Genomic DNA, 19310 nt, shown 5'->3' with positions numbered 1-19310 from the left:
GGCGCCACAACGCGGACCGTACTATCAATCTATTGCTGGAAATCCGCCGGCGCTATGCAGCTCGCGATCGAGGGCGCGCGCCAGGGCCAGCAGGGCCTTGCCGCGGTGACTGCGCTGATCCTTTTCTTCTGGACTGAGTTCGGCGTAGCTTCGTCCGCTTTCCGGATCCTGAAAGATTGAATCGTAGCCAAAGCCGCCCTCGCCGCGCTCCTCGGTAAGAATTTTACCTTCGGTGCTGGCTTCGAAGACAATGGGAGCGCGACCGGGAATGGCCAGGGCCAGAGCGCAGACAAAGTGCGCCTGCCTTCGCCCTTCCGGCACCGTCTGCAATTCGCTGAGCAGCAGCCGGCGACGTCCTGCATCATCCAGGCCCGGACCGCCATAGCGTGCGCTGCGTACGCCGGGCGCCCCGCCAAGCGCTTCCACCGCAAGCCCGCTATCATCGGCCAGCGTTGGAAGGCCGGAAGCCGCAGCAAAGGCCTCGGCTTTGAGAATGGCATTGCCGGCAAAATTTGGCGCCGCTTCGTCAACGACCAGTCGCAAGCCGCGCTCTTCTGGCGTATGGATCTGCAAACCTGCAGATCCCAGGATGCGGTTGAATTCGCGCAGTTTGCCGCTGTTGGCGCTGGCCAGAAGCACGCCCGACTTGCTCAATTCTTCTCGCAGATGGCGAAACAAAGCGGCCTCAATGTGTAGAAGCCTGAGCGGCTTCCTCGACGCTGCGATGGATGGGGAACACTCGATCGACCATGGTCAGGCGAAAAAGATCAAGCACCTCTCCAGGACGAATGATCAAGCGCACCTCGCCGTTCATTCTGGCGATCCTGCGCTTGACCGCGATCAGCACGCCCAGCGCCGAACTGCAGATATAGGCGACGCCGGACAGATCAATTACAAAGCTGCGCTCTTCGCCGCCGACCAATTCGTCGAGGGCTTTCTCCAGACGCTCGGTATCGCCCATCTGGATCTTGCCGGCCAGCGTGAGCACGATTGCTCGACCATGTTTACTTTTCTGCGGGGCGTCCATGCGTTCAATCGAATGCTTCTTCCCTGAGCAGCAAGCTCAGGATTGTAACAGTCAGCACGCCATTCTTTTTTAGTGCGGCGGCAGCGGCGTTGGCGGTCGCTCCGGTGGTAAATACGTCCTCCAGCAGCAGATAGCGTCGACAGTCCTGGAGCTGGCGACCCTTACAATCCAGGGTCCCGCGCAGCGCCAGGAAGCGATCGCCAAAATTGCGGCTGCTCTGGCGACCGCCGGAGCGTTTGCACAGATCGCCGCCACAGGGCAGGCCGAGGGCCTGCGCCAGGAAGCGCGCCGGATCCGCGCAGGGCTGGTACGCCCGCTTTTGCCAGCCCGCGCGCCCGGACTCGATCCAGCCAATCCTGTCAAAGCGCAGTTTCCCAAGCCGAGCCTGGATCGTTTGCAGACCGGGTTGGAAGGCGCGCCACGCGCCCCGGTCATTGTCGAATTTCCAGCGGTGCAAAAGACGCCTCCAGGCCGCACTCATTCGATACAGGCTCAGGTGAGAATCGAAACTGCGGACACGGCCATTGCAGAACTGGCATGAGCCGACGGTGACCGGCAGAAAACAGCGCCGGCAGCGGCCGGCGGACTGCAGCCGCTCCGCTTCCAGCAGCGGATGGCAGGAAATGCAGCAAACACTGCCCGGATCCACTTCAGCGTTGCATATGGCGCATTGCGGCGGATAGAAAATGGAAAGCGGCACAAAGACAGGCGTCGTCTGCTCGATCGCTGTACCCAAAAAAAACAGCCCGTCGGCCATTTCTGGCGGACGGGCTGCCTGAGCGCTGCAGCGGCCCCTGGCCGCTGCGATGCGCTTACTCTACGCTGGTGCGCAGTTCGGTGGTCGGCGGATTGTCGTCCACGATGAAGCGCAGACTGCGAACGTCGCTTTCGTTGCCAACCGCATCGATTGCCTTTGCCTCGATCGAATGCTCGCGCTCTGAATCAAAGAAGATCGCATCGGTGTAGGTTTGCCATTCTGGAGATCCATCCAGGCGAACGAGGATGGTCTGGATGCCGGAACCTACATCCGTCGCCTCGACGCGAAAGCCGGTGTTACGACGAGCATACTGACGATCGTCGACGCGATTCAAAGCCTGAGTTGGACGAATGTCCAGCGTGGGCCGGTCGGCGTCGACCTGTACCAGCAGGCTGCCCTGACTGCGATTGCCCAGATTGTCGACGGCTTCCCACTGAATGAGATGGGAGCCGCTTTGCGTCAACTGCACGGTCTCGCCGTTGTTGTAGGGCTTCAGTTCTGTGCTGTTGATCGAATAGCGGATTTGCTTTACGCCGGAGTATTCATCCGAGGCGCGCAGGGTAAAGGTATTGCCAGAGGGCGAGAAGCTGCGTCCGCCCTGGGCAATGAAGGCCCGCGCTGGCAGCATCAGGATGGTCGGACCGGAGTCATCGACAATGACCGAGTAGATATGATCTACTTCCCGGTTTCCGGCGCGGTCCACGGAGCGATAGGTAATGGTGTAAGGACCCTGTTCGCCCAGCGTAAAGGGCGCCGAATAGCGACGGAACTCGCCATTGTTCAGGCGGTACTCGATGTAGTCCAGATCGGAGATATTGTCACGGGCGCTGAGCACGAACTTCACAGTGGACGTGGCGTAGATCACGCTGGAGTCCGGGTTCTTCCAGAGTACTGGAGCAACCGAACTGGCCGGCGCGGTCCCACTTTCGGCCCCAGCGGGAGCGTTCGACGCCGGCGGCGTCTGGGTCTGTCCGCCGGCAGGGGCGGCGGATTCCGGTTCTTCACCCGGCGAGAGGGCGCCCTGGTTCCCGCCGGCCTGGGACAAGGCGGGCTGCAGTGCAGCCAGAGCTACCAGAAACGCGGCGATGCGCCACACTCGATTCATTCAGTCCTCCTGAAGGCCCCGGAAGGCCGGCCGCTCTGTCTGGAGCGCGGCGCAAAAATCAAACATAATCCGGGCAGGTCCAGAAAGCCAGGCAAAGCGCCCTATGTCAAGCCTGTCTGAAGCATGAGTTTCGTCCGATGTACTGACATGCGTTGGACAAAGTCTGCCGCCCTGATGTCCGTCGTTTTGACCCTGCCGCTTCTGGCACAATCCTCCGAAGCCCCGGAGGAACTTGCCATCATCGATCGCCAGCTCGTCATCGCCGACTTTGAATCAGAGGACGAGGGCTGGAAAATGCAGGTGCGACGCGCCGATGACGGTCGCGGACTTGCCACTCTCGGCGCACTCACGCCGCCGCCGGTGGCCGAAAGCGTCCGGACACTCTACGTTAGCTTTCAGGGCGGGGCTTCCGCCGGGTTTCGTCTGAGTCCGGCGGCGCCGATTGACATACACGGTCATGTCATAGGCATTTCGCTCTGGGCCTACGGCGCCGGTCGCCTGGACGAATTGTCGCTGCTGCTGAGAGACCGGCGCGGCGCGAGCGAACTGTGTCCGCTGGGCCGCCTGGATTTCCGCGGATGGCGCCAGCTGCACTGCCGGCCGCCGGCGACAATGGAACAGCGTCCGCAAGCGCTTTCATCGGCGCAAAGCAGCGGTCTGGAAATTCTGGCTATTGTGGTGCGCTTGCCGCCCGGATCGGGCTCGCAGCTAACGGAGTTCTCGCTGGACCGAATGACAGCGCAGGTGCGCGATCCACATCGCGGACCGCCGCCCGACTGGAATCTGTAGTCGAGGCCCAGCAGCGCGCTTCAATATTCGCTGAGGATTCGCCGCCGCTCTCCTTCGTATTCGGAGGGCGAAATCAGTCCGTCCTCCAGGGAACGATTGAGTTCGCGCAGGCGATCGGCAGCGCTGCGCTGCGGCGCCGCAGGCGCCGGAACATAGCTCTCTGGCTCGCTGCCTGAGGCCGGCGCGGCCGAGGTCGGCGTCTGCTGCGGATCGGCGGGGCTCTGCGTTGCAGCGGCGCCAGGCTCGGCAGCGGATGACGATTCCGCAGGCGCAAGCGACGGCGCGCCAAATACCAGCCAGGTGCGATGGTTGCGCCCATCAACGCTCTTGAACTGGAAGGAGCTGGCGCTCAATATCTCCAGATCGGGAAAGGCGCGATGGAAGCTGATCGGCGATACATCCGTCCACTCCGCGGAGTTCAGAGATTGGCCGCCTGGAATTGCCTCATGGATTTCGCCAAAGATCAAGTTGAGTCCGCTTTGATCCTGCCACAGCATTGCCGTAGTCCGGTACTCGCGGGAAGACACGGAGCGATCGGCATCGTAGCGCGAAGTGAAAAGCAAACGATAACCGGCCGGCAGAAGCTGTAACGATTCCAGCAAATAGGGGCTCAGGTATTCCAGCTCGCGATCCTGGAAAATCGGTCCTTCGGCGACGCTCCACGCCAGCTGCCGGCGATAGCGCAGTCCGCTCAGCAGTGCATGAAGTTGGGCGGCGTCGATCGGCGGCAGCGCCTGGGTGGGGCCGATCTTTGACTGCAAATCTGTATCTGGATAGTCTTCTTCAAATAGCCGGTAGGAAGCAAAGTTCTTGCGATAGACCAGCGCTTCGCGGGAGCTGAAGGGGGCGCAGCCGCTTCCTGCAAGCAGGACGAAGGGCAGGATGGCCAGAACCAAACTGCGGACGGCGCCAGGTGCAAAGCGGACGAACATATTCCCCATCAGCGTCGGCCAGGCTGTGGCTCATTCTTGAGAGCCAGAGGCCCTGCTTTCAGACTGCAAGTTCTGGAAATCGTTGCAGAGCCTCGGCGCCGTCGATCGGCTGAAAGATTTTGAACAGGCCGGCCAGCTTGAATACGGAATGCAGCGAACGACTCAGACCGTAGACCAGAAAGATTCCTTCACGCTCGCGCTGCGCATGGGCGCACTTCAGCAGGATGCCGACGCCCGAGCTATCTACGAAGCGAATACGGCTGAAATCGACCAGTACCGTCTGGTGGCTGTCGCGGATGGAGGCCTGAAAAGTCTCAAAAAAATCCGGCGCGTTCTCCATTTTCAGGTCGGCCAGCAGGCGCATGGAGAGGCGGTCTCCATCTTGTTTCAAGAGCTGCAGCATTTCCAGAGCCAGACCCAGGCTCGCCGGTCTGTGATGTCCGGGTCAATTCAGAATTTCAGGCAAGATCAATCGACAAGTTCGCCGCTGTCCACGCCTTCCAGCAGGTGCGGATGCCCTTCGCGGTCCATGTACTCAACCACCACGCCATCCGGGCGCGTTTCCTGTACTACGACCTGCTGACCCTGAAACACAAAAATGCCATTGTGCAGAAAGGTCTTGCGCATCAATTTCTTGCGATCACCGGGCGCCAGCTTCACGATCCTGCCTTTGACGCGGCCTTTTCTACATAGGCCTCTTTCCCGGATTGAACCATGCCCGCAAACAGCGCCGTATGGCGCGGATCAAGGCGCGTTCCAACATCGTACTGCGCCCCTTCAAACTGAGCGCCCTCCAGATCGGCGCCGCTCAGCTTGGCCCAGCGCAGATCGGAATTGCGCAGGTCCGCGCCGCGCAGGCTGGAGCCGTTGAGAAAGGCGCCGCGCAGTCGGACGCCGCTCAGATTGGCGCCGTCAAACTTGCAGCCCAGCAGATAGGCGTGACTCAAATCGGCGCCCGAGAAATCCACTCCAGAAAGGTCTTCGCCTTCCAGGATGACCTGATTCAACTTTGCGCCGCGCAGGTGCCCCTGCTCTGCCAGCAGCGCCAGTGCGCTGGCCTTGCTGACGCGGTCCTCGGGCCGAATGCCGGTCCCGTTCAGAAAATCCGCAGCCGCCTTTTGCAGGGCCTCGCAGGCCGATTGCGGATAGTTCTTGCGACGCTCCGGAAATTCGAAAAGCGCTTCAATATCCGCCGGCGAGATCCTTTCCGCCTCGGCGATGGTGCGTCCGCGAACCCAATCGGTAGCCATAGCCAGCGCCGCCAACCCAAAGCCGCAGCCCGTGGTGGTGTAGCTGGCGTCCACGACGCGCGCCGCTGGACCCTGGCCGTCGATCTTCAGGTAGAGACGGTAGCCGTCGCCGCAACCCGTGTTTCGATAGGAGGATACCACAGAGGCGTCCTCCATCTCACGATAGTTCAGTCGCTGATCGTTGATATTCTTGAAGCGTTCAAAATCCATATGCTTTGCTTGCGGTCAGTATAAGCCCAAATCCCTGCCAGGGCGAGCGGCGCGGCAGGGGCTCCTGATAGTTGTCAGCTCTTGGTCGACATCGATGGCGCCTGGTAGCTGTAGAGGCCGTGAACGGAGCCCTGGGCCTGGGCGCTCAGGCTGCGCCGTTCAAAGCGCAGACGACCGCTGTACAGCGCCTGATGCAGCGCGCCAACTGTGCGCACGCCCATATCCTGAAAACTCAGCTTCAATCCCTGCACCAGATAGGGAACAAAATTGAACATCGATCCTTTGTCGACCACCGCCCCGGAAACGCCCTGAGCGACTTTGATGTCCAGGTCCTCTGAGAAATAGCGCTTCTTGCCGCCGGCCTCCATGGCCTCCAGCGAGGCCATGCCGCGGTAGCGTTTCAGACGAACGCCGTTTTCATAGAAGTATTCGCCTGGAGCTTCATGGGTGCCGGCAAACATGGAGCCCATCATGGTGGTCGAAGCGCCAATGGCCAGGGCGTTGGCGATATCGCCGATGTTGGCAATGCCGCCGTCGGCAATCACTGGGACGCCGTAGCGCGCCGCAAACATCGCCGTGCGGTAGATGGCAGTGGCCTGAGCGCGACCGACCGCCATGGTATCCTGGGTAATGCAAATCGATCCCGGACCCATGCCAATGCGCAATGCATCGGCGCCGGCCTGAATCAAATTGAAGCACTGATCGGTGGTCACCACGTTGCCGGCAATCACCTCCACCTGCGGGTGGTTGCGTTTCAACCAGCGGATCATTTCCATCTGGTATCGAGAATTTCCCTGCGCCGAGTCGATCACCACGACATCGAGACCGACACGAATCAGCTCCTCCACACGATCGCGGGAATCGAGCTGAGTGGAAATGGCCGCTCCGCAACGCAGACGCTTCAGCTCGTCCTTCGAGGCAAAGGGAAATTCGCGATGCTTCTTGATGTCAGAGCGACAGATCAAGGCTGTCAACTGGCCGCGCTGATTGACGATGGGCAGCTTGCCCTTCTTGCTGTTCTTTAAGAGATCATTTGCGTCCTTGAGTTCCACGCCCTCGCTGGCGGTGATCAACTCGCGAGTCATGACCTGACCGAGCTTGATTGACTCATCCGACTCCAGATCAATGTCGCGATTGGTAACAATGCCAATCAGCCTGGAATTGCGCGTCCCATCCTCGGTGATGGGAATACCCGAAAAGCCAAAGCGCTCCTTAACGCGATACAGATCGGCGATGCTATTTTCCGGACCAAGCGTAATCGGATCGGTGATGAAGCCGTTCTTGAAGCGCTTCACGCGCTCCACAATTGCCGTCTGATCGGCGATGCTGTTGTTGTAGTGGACGATGCCCACGCCGCCCAGCAGAGCCATGGCAATGGCCATGCGGTCTTCAGTGACCGTATCCATTGGCGAGGAAACCATCGGACGCTTGATTCGAATGTTGCGCGTAAGCTGGGCGTCCAGCTCCACTTCCGTGGAGTGGAAGTCAATGAAGCCGGGGAGCACCAGGTAGTCGCGGTAGGTGATGCCCGTGGCGCCCTCAAAAAGCTCTTCGCCGCTGCAGCCGTCCAGAGGGGCGGGCTGACCCTCGGCCGCCGGATCGGCGGCGCTCAGGGCGTCATCCGGGGCCGTACGCAGCTCCCGCTCCCTCAGCATTCGCTCCTGTCCCGCCGTCAGCGCCATGGCCTCACCCCTTGATTGCCTTTCAGTATATGAAATGCTCGATTTGCTGCGCAGTCTACCGTTTCGCAAGTTAGCGACAGAATCCGTCAGGTCCCCCTCTGCGCCTGCCGCGGGCCAGCAAATTTGACTGAATCCGCCGCCAAAATGGCAGCGCGGGCGCGCCCCGCCCTCTGGCGGCGATGGACAGGCCTTGCGGGCGTTGGAATTGCTTCAGGCGCGACGCACGCTATCCAGCTGACGCAATTCCCGGCTGCGGCGCATCATCAGCTCGCGCATGCTGAAATTGAAAATCGGCGCCTGGTCAATGATCCGACGGATCTCGCCGCGGGCCACCTCCAGCACTTCGCCGTCGGACAGGGCGCTGACCGTTGCGTTGCGCACCGAGTCGTCGAGCGAACCATATTCGCCAAACATATCGCCGCCGCGCAGAACCTTGATCTCCCGGCCATCGTGGCGAACGCTGTATTCACCGGACAGGACAATGAAAAACTCTCCGTCGCTTTGCCCCTGCTTGACCAGGGTCTCGCCGGCGCCAACGCGCTTGCGCAGCGCATTGCGGGCGATACGATCCTTCACATTGTCTGAAAAATCGCTGAAGGGCCAGAAGCGTTCCAGTTCGGCCCGTGTTCTCCACAGCTGGCGCATTTCATCCGTGCGCTCCTCGGCCACCAGAAATTCATGAAAGAGCTTTTCTTCGAGAGCGCAGAGCGTTACCGGCGTTGCCGCTACAATCGAAGCGGAGCGCACTTTGTTTTGATCGAGCACCGCCATCTCGCCGACAAAATCGCCGGCATCCTTGCGCGCCTTCTCCGTCAATCGCTGGCCATCGTGGACCACCACGCTGCAGACGCCGCTGAGCAACACATAGATGATTCCCTTGGAACTTTCATTCTGCTTGAAGATGATATCGCCCGCATTGAAGGTCACAATCTTGAAATTGTTCATCAACGCCGTACTCCACTCCGAGGAGATGTCGCGAAAGCTGGCGCTGATGATATGCATGGTACGAATGATATGTGCGTCCTGACTGCCCGGGATGATATTGTAGCGTTTGCCGGCCACGGCATGGGAGAAGGTGGCGTCAAACTCCGGCGGCAACTTTTCCAGGTGCATGAAGACAATGCGATCCGATTGCGATTTCAATGCGTCCCGGGGATTGCCGTGCAAGATTCCCATGCCGCCGTCGGCAAAAAGAATATCATGGCGCTCCGTATAGCGATCCTTGAGCGCTCTGAACTTTTCAGGACGGACAACGCCCTGCTCCACCATTGCTTCAATATCGCTGAAGGCCTTGTTGTCGCCGATGAAAACGATGCTGCGGCTGGCGCCGCCCTCATGCATGCGGAAGGTGGCGCCAATGGTTGGAATCGAGTGCACCGTGTAGTGCGGCTCAATGGACACCCCGAAGAACTCGGTTGTCTCATAGGCTTTGACCTCCACAAAGTGGATCATCGCTGAGATTTCTTCGGCCGGCAGAAGCGTTTGCAATGAGAGCTTCATGATCGCCATCCAGAAGATCTCTCTGGTTGTGATCATGCTGACTTTGTTGGAGAGGCGCAAGAGCGGAAATATATTGCAGTGATCATCGTGGATGTGCGTCAAGAAGATCGAGCGGATCTCGGCAGCGGCAATGCCGCGGGCATTCAGCGCTTGATTCAGATAAGGCGGACAATCGATCAGCATGTGCTCGGAATTGTAGTGCAGAACCAGCGAGGAGCAGGGCTTATCGGCGATGAAGCCGGAGGCCCCGCCGGTCACCGTAACGCCAAAGCGCGCCGGCATGGTCACCGTAAAATCGTCGCGCAAATCGTAGGGCGCCTGTTGCGGCTCATCAAATCCGATGTCGATCGTATGGCCGCCGGCCTGAAAGCGGTCGCGGCCGCTGTGGGCAATCTGCAAGCCATCGGGAAGTTTGGCGATGCCATTGACGAAGGGTACAAAGTGGACAAAGTCGTCGATGGTCAGCTCGCGTCCGCTCTGGTCCTTGACCGCCAGAGCGCGAGATTCACGATAGAGTTCATCGAACCAGGGACTTTCGCCCAGCGCGTCGTATTCTTTGCGCGTCGGTCCAAGCAGCGTCAGTCGCAGCAGGCGACGATTGGCCTTTAGATGACCGGCCGTGCCGACGATGGTCAGCTTTTTTCCCTGCCGGAAGTTCCCATCAACGAATAGAAAATAGTAGAGCGGAAACTCCGTACAATTTTGTAGAACATCAAAACGGTAGGGGGTGTCGGGCAGCACGATGACCTGAGGGCTTCCCAGTCCGCGAAGCATAAGGTGCTTGATCACCTCCGGCGGACAGCCGAACAAAATGGTCCGATCTTCGTGCCTGAGTACGTTTACGCCTGGTGCGACCTCGATCAGTGACATCCCCTACCCTCGTTGTCTTCGACGGCGCAATAGCGCAGGCCGCCGGCGCCGCGGATGAATTTTTGCAGCGCGGCGTAAGTTGCGCCCTCATTGCTTATCGGCAGTCCTGACAGTCCTGGAAAAGCAAGCCTGACAGCCAGAAACGGTCGGCTAGATGGCGCGTCGACTGCGCAACTCAGCCCGCCGGCTGGCGTCGATGCCCAGCGACTCCAGCACCTCATCGGTATGCTGGCCGTGTCCAGGCGGCGCCTGACGGTAGGAGACGGGCGTATCCGAAAAGTGAAAGGGCGCTCCAATCATCAGGACTGGACCCAGCTGGGGGTGCTCGATTTCCACCACCATCTGGCGAGAGCGCAATTGTGGATCGGCAAAGGCCTCAGCCACGGAGTTTACCGGTCCCAGGCAACATTCGCTGTTCAAGAAGAGTTCCTGCCATTGATCGCGATCGCGTTGTGCAAAAATGGCCCGCAGTCGCGGAAAGAGGACAGCCAGACCCTCGGCATCGAGACGCAGTCCCTCAAGCAGCGCCTCCTCGCCGATCTGCCGCAGAAAGGCGCGAAAGAAGCGTTCTTCCAGCGCGGCCAGGATCACGTATTTTCCATCGCGACAGCGGTAGACATTGTAGTTGGGCAGCGCTCCGGAGAGCGTCATGCGACCGCGCTGCGGAGGCTGACCGCTGGCCAGAAACTCGCCGGCGTGCAGGCTCAGAAAACTGAAGGCGCCATCCAGCATGCTGACATCCACAAACTGGCCGCGACCGCTTTTTTGACGGGCGTACACGGCCGCGAGGATTCCCGACAGCGCAATCAATGCGCCTCCGCCAATGTCCGCCACTTGAAAACCGGGAAGCTCTGGCGGGCCGTCCGCCGGGCCGGTGATATCGAGCAGTCCGGCGTAGCCGATGTAATTGCCATCATGGCCGGCAAGGCGTGTGTAGGGACCGCTGGCGCCGTAGCCAGAAATAGCGCAATAGATCAGCCGCGGAAAACGCTCTTTGAGTTGTTCGTAGCCGATGCCCATTTCGGAAAGGGCGTCCGGTCGAAATCCTTCCAGCAAGATGTCCGCTGTTTCCAGCAAACGCAGCAGCACGGCGCGTCCTTCTTCGCGCTTCAAGTTCAGTGTGATGGCGCGCTTGTTGCGGTTGAGCATCAGGAACAGCCCGCTTTCCGAATTGTCGCCTTTGCTCAGGCGCGCGCCCATCAGACGCGTGAAGTCCGGAACGCGCGGATTTTCGACCTTGATAACATCGGCGCCCATGTCTCCCAGATACATGGAACACAAAGGACCAGGCAGCAGCAGCGAAAGATCCACGACGCGCAGTCCGCTGAGCGGCCCTTCGCCTGAATTGGTTGCGTTTTCCTGAGCATTCACGTCCTCAGGAAAGGAAGCGAGGCGGCGGCTGTCAATCCGGTACGATAGCCGTCTGTCGTCCGGCCAGCCAGCGATAGATGGAAGTCCAGACAAAGTATACCGGCACGCCGCCGGCGGCAATGAGCAGCGCCCAGAGACAGGAAGCGGGCGCCTCCAGGTAGCTGCCTACCATGGTGAAGACCGACAGGCCGATGAAAATTGCGGGGGCCAGCGGAAAGAACGGAGCGCGATAGGGACGCTCAGCGCGCGGGCGACGATAGCGGTCGATGACCAGACCAATCACGGTTAGCAGCGGAAAGATCATCAGGGCAAAGCCCATCAAGGTCATGATGGAGTCGTAGGTGCCGGTAAAGATATAAACCAGCGCCAGCGCCGCCTGAAAAAAGATGCTCACCACCGGAGTGCCAAAGCGCGGATTGATGCGTCGAGCATAGCTGAAGAAGAGATTGTCGCGAGCCATGGCAAAATATACCCGCGGCCCAATCATGATGTAAGCCGACATCGAAGAAAGCATCAATAGACAGAAGGCGACCTTGAATATCACCGAAATATTTGCGCCAAAGAGCCGTTCGGCGGCGATGGAGGCGACCAGGAAGCTGCCCGAAAACTCGCCGGCCGGCGCGGCCAGATAATACAGAATATTGAGCGCCACGTAGAGCAGAATGGTGCCCACCGTACCGATGATCATGGCTCGCGGCAGATTACGCTCGGGCTTTTCGATCTCTTCCGCAAGGTAGGTAGCGCTGTTCCAGCCAGAGTAGGCGTAGCCAACCCACAAAAGGCCAATGGCCAGCGCTGACCAGCCTGGCAAGGCCATGCCGCCCGTCGCCGACGCGGCTTCCGGGGCGACGCCCAATTGGCCGCTGCCGCCGCCAAGGGCGATGACTGCAAAGCCGCCGCACAAAAAAAGACCAATGATGAAAAGCTTGAGAACGGTTAAAAGATTTTGGACGAGGCTGCCGCTGCGTACGCCAAGGACATGAATGCCGCTGAACAGGATGATCAAAGAGGCGGCGTAGACGCGCTGGTAAACGGGCTCGGCAAAAATCTGCGCCAGCGCGCTGCCCGGCGCCACGGATTGGATCAACTGGTGCAGGTAGTCGCCGGATAGAATTGCGGTGCTGGCAGCGGGGGCCGCAAATCCGACGACAAAGCTGATCCAGCCCGAAAGGAAGGACCACATACGGCCAAACAGAGTGCGCAAGTAAACGTACTCGCCGCCCGCATGGGGCATCATTGCGCCCAGCTCTGCGTAACAAAGGGCGCCGCTCAAGGCCATCACCCCGCCGACCGCCCATAGCGCGATGACCAGCCACGGAGCGCCAACATCCGCCTGGATTTTACCGGTGTTCGCAAAAATTCCGGCGCCAATCATGTTCGCAACCAGGACAAGGCCAGCGGTGGCCAGACCGATCTGGCGGTGCAAATGAGCTGGACGTTTTGAGGAGACAGAATCCATCGGGGACGAAGGGAATCCCGGCAGCGAATTGGCCAAAGAGGGCCTGGTCAAGCATAAGATCGGCAAGGCAGCGTCAGGGCGCGATCACTTCGGAGCTTTCGCCGCACGAGTCTTCGCGCCCTTTTTCCGGCGATCGATGGCGCGCAGGATCTGTTCCATGCCTTTTCGTCGCAGGTGCAACTCCAGGCCAATGGAATGCAGCCTGCCCGTCAGGCCGGATTGTTCTACGCAGGCGGCTTCGATCCGCGCCATGTCTTTTTCGCTGGTGATCCAGTGCAGTTGTGGGTCGACACGATGCAGGGCCTGAAGATCCGCCACACTGTACCAGTGGTGGTCCCGAAAGCTGCGGCGTTGACTGAGCGTCAGTCCGGAGCGCTCCAGCGCAGCAAAGAATCCTTCGTTATTTCCCAGTCCGGCAAAGGCGCCAAAGCGAACGCCGCGCGGCGCGGCCGGCTGCAATCGTTTGCTGCGATGTTCACTTTCCAGCAGGGGGACTTGCGGCGCCAGGCGCCGCAGCAATTTGCACAATTCGTTGAGTTGCGCTCTGGCAACGAGATCGCAGCGCGTAAGAATGATCATATCGGCGCGCGCGGCAGCGCTCAACGGATCGCGGTAGCGTCCGCCAGGAATCAGACGCATGCGTTGCGGGTAGTCGGTGGCGTCGATCAACAGCAGTTCCAGATCGCGCGCCACCAGCGGATTCTGGAAGGCATCGTCGAGCAGCACATAGCGACGGTCGCCGGCAAAACGTTGCAGCAATTGCAAGCGATTCGGACCGGCGGCAACGCGCGCTCCGCTTTCAACCAGCAGCAAGGCTTCGTCGCCGCACTGGCGCGCCGATGCCAGACGCTGGCCGTCTTCGCCAGCCAGCAAACCGTGGTCTGCAATGCGCGCCCCGTAGCCGCGCAGTGCGATCAGACAATTTCGAGGACCAAGACGACGGGCCAGTGCAAAACTCAACGGGGTCTTGCCCACGCCGCCCGCAGAGAGATTGCCAATGGAAATGACCGTGCGCTCCGCAAAGCGCTGCTGGCGGCGCAGGCGCGAGGCGTAGACCCTGGCGTGAAGCCAGAGGTAAAGCTTCTCCAGTATTCCGCGCGAGGCCAGCAGCGGATCAGCCTGGGGCATTTTGCTCCGCAAACTGCATTTCATAGAGCCGCCGGTAGGGCCCGTCCGCGGCCAGCAGCTGCTCATGGCGCCCGCGCTGCACGATGCGACCTTGATCGAGCACCAGAATTTCATCGCAGCGAAAGATCGTCGAGAGTCGATGAGCGACGATAAAAGTGGTACGACCCTGTTCCAGACGTTCGATGGCCTGCTGCACCAGCCGCTCGCTTTCGTTGTCAAGATTGGAGGTTGCTTCGTCCAGCACCAGGATCGGCGGATCCTGAATCAAAGCCCTGGCGATGGCCAGGCGCTGGCGCTGTCCTCCAGACAGCATCACGCCGCGTTCGCCGATGGGCGTATCATAGCCCTGCGGCAATCGCTGGATGAATTCATCGGCGTTGGCGGCCTGCGCAGCGGCCTGGATCTGTTCGAGGCTGGCGTCGGGATGACCGTAGGCAATGTTCTCGCGAATCGTAGCGTGGAATAGAAATACATCCTGGCTGACCAGGCCAATGCCAGTGCGCAGCGAGCGCAGTTCGTACTCGCGCAAGTCTACGCCATCAATCAATATCTGCCCCTCGCCTGGATCATAGAAGCGCGGCAGCAGATCCATCATGGTTGACTTGCCGGCGCCAGAAGCGCCGGCAAGGGCGATGGCCGCGCCGCGCGGCGTTCGAAAGCTTATGTTCTGGATGGCTGCGCGCTCCGCGCCGGGATAACGAAAGCCCACGTTGCGAAACTCAATGCAATCCTGGACGCCGCTAAAGGGCCGCGGTTGCGAGGCTTCGCTGACGCCGCTTTGCGCATCCAGCATATCGAATACCCGATTGGCGGCAACCACCGCCCCGGCAAGAAGGTTGGTCAAAACACTGAGCTGCTTGATCGGTCCCATCAAGAAAATGAGCGTTATGAAAAAGGCCATGAACTGGCCCTTATTCAGCGCGCCGAGTTCAATCTTCCAGGCGCCCCACGCCAGAAATCCGGTTACAACCAGCGTTGCCGTGATTTCGGTCAGGGCCGGTCCAACCTGGTGGTAGTAGTGTCCGCGAAATGTATTTTCGTAGAGCTTCTCGTTGATCTGGCGAAAGCGCGAGCGTTCAAATTCTTCCATAGAAAACGCCCGAATGACGCGAATGCCGCTGATCACCTCCTGGATGTGTCCGCCCAGCTCGGCAAGGCGTTCCTGTTGGCCGCGCGCCGCGCGGCGAATCCGCGCCGCAAAGCGCGACACCGGCGCCGTCAGGATCGGAACGCCAATCAGCGTGATCAAAAGCAACTGCCAGTCTATGTAGGCCAGCAGAGCGAGATGGGTAATCACATAAAAGATGTCGATCATCGCCTCATTGAATTCTACGGACAGCGACTTTCCGATGAGCTCGACATCGTTGACGACGCGACTCATCAGAATTCCAGTACGCTCCTGTCCAAAGGTTTCCATTCCCACGCGCGTCAGGTTCCCGTAGAGTTCGAGACGCAAATCGCGCACCGCCAGCAGACCCGCGGTCCCGGAGAGATAGATGGCGGCGGTTATGCAGAGCACTTTCAGGAGATGAACCGGAAAAACCATCAGGCAGAGAGTAATGATCGTATCGCGCGCGGATTTGCCGGCGAAGTACTGGTTGATGCGCACTTTGATATCCGTAATATGTGCGCGTGCGATTTCAAAATTTGCGGCGGCGCGACCTTCCAGCCACAGCTGGTGGTTGGCGCGCTCGGCGGCGCCCAGCTCAAAGAGCGACGTTTCCGTCTCGCCGCCCATGGCATTGAAGATGGGCACAAACGCCGTCAGCGAAAACAGATTGGCCAGTGAAACAATCAAGGCCAGCGCCGCGCCGCCAAGCAAACGCAAGCGCCTGCGGGCCAGGTAGTGAAAAAGCCGGCGAATGATGCGTCGACGATCGGCGGCGCTTAGATTCTGGTCCGCTGCAGCCATAGCTTTTCCCGCTCCGATGCCTGCTAGAAGCGCTGGTCGCCAATTCCAAAAACGAACTGAAATTCATCGTCGCCGGGGATGGGCCGCAGTCGGCCGTGGCTGTAGTAGAGCTTCTGGGCCACAAAAAGTCGCAGCGGCAGAACCGGAATCTGGACGCGCAGGCCAAAGCCCCAGGAATAGAGCGCTCGATCCAGAGCCACGTTGCGAGCGCTGAATACCGAACGATAGGGATCGTTCCAGTCGGTAAAGGAATCAAAATGCCAGCGACGGGTCCAGAAGACGCTTGGGTCGCGGGTGTCATTGAGCAGCACGATCAACGGATCGCTGCTGGCGCGCAGCAGGTTGGTCTGCTGCTCATAGGTCTCGATGGCGGTCTTATCGTCGCCAATGTACTCGCCAACGTTGTTGTAGAGCGCTCCGCCGTCGAAGAAGGCCACCAGCCAGAGAATCGAAGGTTCAATGGGAAAGCGCAGTTCTACGCCGCCAAGCAGCTGGTGGCTGCCGCCGCTTTGCCAGATGCGCGGAAACTTGGAGTCGGTGAAGTCGTACCCGCGCAGTTGGTTGTAGCCGCCCAGGAAGAGCCGATCCTCCGCTTCGATGAAGGGGTTGCGCGACTTATCCTGACTGCCGCTGGCCGGGGCCGTCTCGTGCGTAAAGATGCCGCGCAATCGCAGTTCCTGCACGACTCGCCAGCGTTTCAGAATGTTTTTGCGAAACAGACCGCCAAAGGTATAGTCGAACCACCAGAAATAGTAGCTGGTGCTGATCGAGTAGCGATTGAAATGGTCCTGGCCGCCAAGCAATCCCCCGACCGTTTCGATGGCGGAGTTCAGTCGAAAGCCTTCCGTCGGATTGAAGACGTTGTCCACCGTGTTGTAGACCACGCCGTTGGTGAGACTGGACTTGAATTGCCAGCCCAGAGCTACATCGCTGAGCACCTGGTCGTTGGATAGCGAAGTTGGTCGCGAAGCGGTCGACCACGATGGCGAGTAGATGTGGTAGTGCGCCCAGTTGACCAGGAAGGAATGGGAGATGCCGATTTCCAGACCGAAGCGGTTGCGTTCAAAACTTGCCGGTTCAAACAGATCGTTGGCGTCAAAGCTGATCGGCAGCGGGCTGGCATCTTCAAATACAATGGACTGATAGAAGGCGCCCAGGCGCAGGGCCCAGGGCTGGGGAAAGCTGCGGTAACACTCCTCCTCGCGGGCGACAAAACCGCGGATCAAAGCGCGTGAACGAGCTTTCACACGGTCCAGGGCCTCAACACTGCGATCGCCGCCAGCCTCCTCGACATAGCTGCGCATCAGGACGCCAATTTCCGTAAACTCGTTCTGGAACGAATCGGCGACCACCAGCAGGTGCACCAGATCGCTGGCGCCGTCAATATCCTTGAGCTTGTTTCGCCAGAAGGAACCGGTGTTGTCGGCGCAGGACTCGTAGAACCAGGGATCGCTCCACTCCATGCCAAGCGTGCGGCGGTTGGGCCCGTATTCCAGTCGGCCGGAAATTCGCTGTCCGGTTCCGTTGAGGTTGTTTTCGCCAACCTCGGTAAAGATGGAAAAACCCGACTGTGTGCCATAGCCGCCGCCAAGGCTGATCGTACCCGTGGGCTGCTCCTCGACGTCGATGATCAGGTTCATGCGATCATCCGCCGAACCGGGTCGCATTTGAAGGTTTACTTCTTTAAAGTATCCCAGGTTGATCAATTTTTCGCGGCTGCGATTGACCAGCGCCGAGTTGAATAGCTGGCCTTCTTTCATCAACAGCTCGCGACGGATCACATACTCCTGGGTCTTCTGATTGCCTTTAATGATAATGTTTTCAATATACGCCAGGCCATTTTCGCGGACTATGAAGTGGATATGCCGGAAGGTGCGGCCGGCAAGTTCCGGATTGGACAGCGCCTCGCGCATGGCCGGGAGATTCATCCAGCTGGCCTCGCGACCACAGGCGTCTTGCACTCCGCGCGGCAAGCACTCCTCGTAACGACGGACCGTGGCCTCGTCCAGTTTGAAGCTTAAGGTAGCCGGCTGTATTTGGGCAAAGACGTAGCCCTGGGAGGAATAGGCCTCCTGCAGGTAGCCGCGATCGCGAAAGAGCTTTCCTTCATCAAAAATTTCGCCTACGTCGTCGTTGTTGTACTCAAGCCCGATCAGCAACTGCTCGGGCTTGAAGATCGGTCGCAGCTGATTTTCCGGATCGGTGATTGTTCGCTCTGGAGGGTTTAGCTCCTGGTTGAGCGCCGTGCGGTCATGCTCCAGGCTGTAGCCGCCAAAAAATCGAATCTCGCCTTCGTTCAGTTTGTAAGTAATGATGACTACCCGCCCGTCTTCGGGACGGGACGGAGTGCGCCAGCGGATTTCGTAGCCTGTGCCCTGGGGGTCGATTTCTGCATCCAGGTAGCCGCGACTCTTGGCAAAAGCCAGAATCTTGAATTTGTCTTCCTCGAATTTGGCTTCGTCGAAAACGCCGTCTTCCAGAAAGCTCTCTTCTTTCAACTCCAATGCATCGCGAATCTCTTCTGGGTCCAGGTTCCGCGGGCCGATAATATTGATCCGGGAAATGGGGATGCTCTGACCCTCATCAACAACAAAGCTGACGTCGATGCGATTGGCGCCGGAAGCCTCGCCGATGCGATAGAAAACCTCTGCCAGCAGGTAGCCCTCGCCGCGGTATTTGCGCTGGATAGCCGCCGCCGCTTCCTTGATTCGCTGCAAATTGAAAACATCGCCCTCCCGAACCCCGGCGACGGTGCGCAAATCCTGGACTGGTATTTCGTCAACGCCCAGGTATTGTACCAGCCGGATGCGAGGCAGTTCCACCACGTCAAAAAAAAGCTCCACGCCGCCATCGCTGCTCAAACGGGCGCGCATCACAACATCGCTGAAGAAGCCGGTCTGAAACAGGGCGCGAACATCGCGGTTGTAATTTGACTCTTCCAGGTTCTCGCCAACCTGCGAACTCAGCAGCGGCAACAGGTCATCGATTGAAACGTTTCGCAGGCCTCGAAACTCGATGTCGCGGATTGGCTTTCCGACAAAACGGGCGTCCTGGGAAAAGAGCGGGAGAATCGAGACGCAAAGAGCCAGCAGCAGAGCAAGAGGCGCCCAGCGACGGAGGTGCGGCCGGTTTCGGAGCAGGCTTCTGAGTCGATGACCGGGGTTCAATGCGCCTGAATCGCCTGAGTTGGAGTTGCGCCGAAGCGCAGAATTAGTCCACAAACTCAGCGGCAAATCGCCCGTCAGCTTGAAAAAACAGCGGCGCAGCGGGCCAGAAGCGGCCGCATCGCCTTCTGCCACAGTTGCGCGCGGGGGCGGG

The 19310-nt window shown here is 59.5% G+C and carries 16 protein-coding genes; 1 reads left to right on the top strand and 15 read right to left on the bottom strand.

The genetic code is table 11. The features are described from left to right. Positions 1-24 precede the first annotated feature (24 nt). From rdgB to K1X75_03135, 4 genes are all read right to left on the bottom strand, one after another. A complete protein-coding gene (gene rdgB / locus K1X75_03150; protein ID MBX7057037.1) occupies positions 25-678 on the bottom strand; it encodes an RdgB/HAM1 family non-canonical purine NTP pyrophosphatase in 654 nt (217 codons plus the stop codon). Positions 679-685: 7 nt separating this feature from the next. Continuing rightward, positions 686-988 carry an STAS domain-containing protein gene (locus K1X75_03145; GenBank protein MBX7057036.1) on the bottom strand — a complete coding sequence of 101 codons (303 nt, stop codon included), beginning with the start codon at positions 986-988 and terminating at the stop codon, positions 686-688. Between the two features lie 43 nt (positions 989-1031). After that, positions 1032-1484: a hypothetical protein gene (locus K1X75_03140; GenBank protein ID MBX7057035.1), complete on the bottom strand. Its 453-nt coding sequence runs from the start codon at positions 1482-1484 to the stop codon at positions 1032-1034. Positions 1485-1839: 355 nt separating this feature from the next. Then, entirely contained in the window at positions 1840-2889 is a 1050-nt protein-coding gene (locus tag K1X75_03135) for a hypothetical protein (GenBank protein MBX7057034.1), read from the bottom strand. A gap of 147 nt (positions 2890-3036) precedes the next feature. Between K1X75_03135 and K1X75_03130 the strand changes: the two genes are divergently transcribed. Next, positions 3037-3678, top strand: coding sequence for a flagellar filament outer layer protein FlaA (locus K1X75_03130; GenBank protein ID MBX7057033.1), 642 nt, complete (start codon positions 3037-3039; stop codon positions 3676-3678). Between the two features lie 20 nt (positions 3679-3698). Here K1X75_03130 and K1X75_03125 read toward each other — a convergent pair whose 3' ends face one another. The 11 genes from K1X75_03125 to K1X75_03075 all read right to left on the bottom strand — a co-directional run bounded on the left by K1X75_03125 (position 3699) and on the right by K1X75_03075 (position 19291). Further along, positions 3699-4610 carry a hypothetical protein gene (locus tag K1X75_03125; GenBank protein MBX7057032.1) on the bottom strand — a complete coding sequence of 304 codons (912 nt, stop codon included), beginning with the start codon at positions 4608-4610 and terminating at the stop codon, positions 3699-3701. A 58-nt stretch (positions 4611-4668) separates the two neighbouring features. Continuing rightward, positions 4669-5013: an STAS domain-containing protein gene (locus K1X75_03120; GenBank protein ID MBX7057031.1), complete on the bottom strand. Its 345-nt coding sequence runs from the start codon at positions 5011-5013 to the stop codon at positions 4669-4671. A gap of 65 nt (positions 5014-5078) precedes the next feature. Next, on the bottom strand, positions 5079-5264 hold the full coding sequence (locus K1X75_03115) for a hypothetical protein (GenBank protein ID MBX7057030.1): 186 nt from the start codon (positions 5262-5264) through the stop codon (positions 5079-5081). A 2-nt stretch (positions 5265-5266) separates the two neighbouring features. Then, complete coding sequence (locus K1X75_03110; protein MBX7057029.1) at positions 5267-6070, bottom strand: pentapeptide repeat-containing protein; 804 nt, start codon at positions 6068-6070, stop codon at positions 5267-5269. Positions 6071-6144: 74 nt separating this feature from the next. Then, positions 6145-7725, bottom strand: a complete 1581-nt coding sequence (gene guaB / locus K1X75_03105) for an IMP dehydrogenase (protein MBX7057028.1) — start codon at positions 7723-7725, stop codon at positions 6145-6147. Between the two features lie 237 nt (positions 7726-7962). Continuing rightward, on the bottom strand, positions 7963-10122 hold the full coding sequence (locus K1X75_03100) for a cyclic nucleotide-binding domain-containing protein (GenBank protein MBX7057027.1): 2160 nt from the start codon (positions 10120-10122) through the stop codon (positions 7963-7965). 150 nt (positions 10123-10272) lie between these two features. Next, complete coding sequence (locus K1X75_03095) at positions 10273-11493, bottom strand: CoA transferase (protein MBX7057026.1); 1221 nt, start codon at positions 11491-11493, stop codon at positions 10273-10275. Between the two features lie 31 nt (positions 11494-11524). Next, positions 11525-12952, bottom strand: a complete 1428-nt coding sequence (locus K1X75_03090; protein MBX7057025.1) for an amino acid permease — start codon at positions 12950-12952, stop codon at positions 11525-11527. Between the two features lie 84 nt (positions 12953-13036). Next, complete coding sequence (lpxK, locus tag K1X75_03085; protein MBX7057024.1) at positions 13037-14080, bottom strand: tetraacyldisaccharide 4'-kinase; 1044 nt, start codon at positions 14078-14080, stop codon at positions 13037-13039. Next, the gene (locus K1X75_03080) at positions 14067-15992 is read right to left on the bottom strand and encodes an ABC transporter ATP-binding protein/permease (GenBank protein MBX7057023.1); all 1926 of its coding nucleotides are present in this window, start codon (positions 15990-15992) and stop codon (positions 14067-14069) included. The genes lpxK and K1X75_03080 overlap by 14 nt, the downstream gene beginning before the upstream one ends. 23 nt (positions 15993-16015) lie before the next feature. After that, entirely contained in the window at positions 16016-19291 is a 3276-nt protein-coding gene (locus tag K1X75_03075) for a BamA/TamA family outer membrane protein (protein ID MBX7057022.1), read from the bottom strand. Positions 19292-19310: the final 19 nt, after the last annotated feature.

This window comes from Leptospirales bacterium (assembly GCA_019694655.1).
Taxonomy (GTDB): domain Bacteria; phylum Spirochaetota; class Leptospiria; order Leptospirales; family Leptonemataceae; genus SSF53.
The sequence above is the reverse complement of the archived record's forward strand: the minus strand, read 5'-3'. Positions and strand labels throughout refer to the sequence as shown.